At 45.5% G+C, this 604-nt stretch carries 1 pseudogene; it reads right to left on the reverse strand.

The window, feature by feature from the left end:
- A pseudogene (locus Afil_RS10695) lies at nt 1-604 on the reverse strand (hypothetical protein); the annotation flags it as partial.

Below are 604 nucleotides of genomic sequence, written 5' to 3' on the forward strand. Positions count from 1 at the left end.
TTGATCAGTTCCCACTCATTATCATTTTTTATTCTTTTGCCTCTTTGCAGGATGTGCATGATTTTTTTATAGCTCATGTCCTCAAGGAGGCCTTTTTCGTCGAACAGGTTCAGAAGTCTGAACGTAATGACGGTCGACAGGAAATCAATGAATTCGCTGCCGATCACTGAGTAGTCATCATGGACTCTGGTTCCATCAAAGCCGAGGGCGTTCATGTAATACCGCATAACGATCTCGATTTGCCAGCGGTAACTATAGGGCTTCCAGGCATCTTCCGGAGCCAGATCGACATCTGATTCAAAGACCACTGTTCCAAATGTACGTTTTTTCTTTTCGTATTCTTCGAAACTGTACTTATCTTTACGATGCTTATCCAGCCAGTCCGTCTCCTCCTGGGCTGCTCTTCTTGGGTCACGGAAACTGTAGAGCCACTTTTCCTTATTGGACAGCTTCACTTTCTTAAACTGAATTGGCTCCATCTGCCCTAGAAAGCCGCAGCAGCCTTCGATCACTCCCTCGAAGTTATACATCTCATGATCGAAGGCAAGCTTGGCATTCCGATGAAGCGGGTTGAAATAATGAAGCTGCGGGCAGTCTTTAAGGA

This window comes from Allobaculum fili (assembly GCF_020969955.1).
GTDB lineage: Bacteria > Bacillota_I > Bacilli_A > Erysipelotrichales > Erysipelotrichaceae > Allobaculum > Allobaculum fili.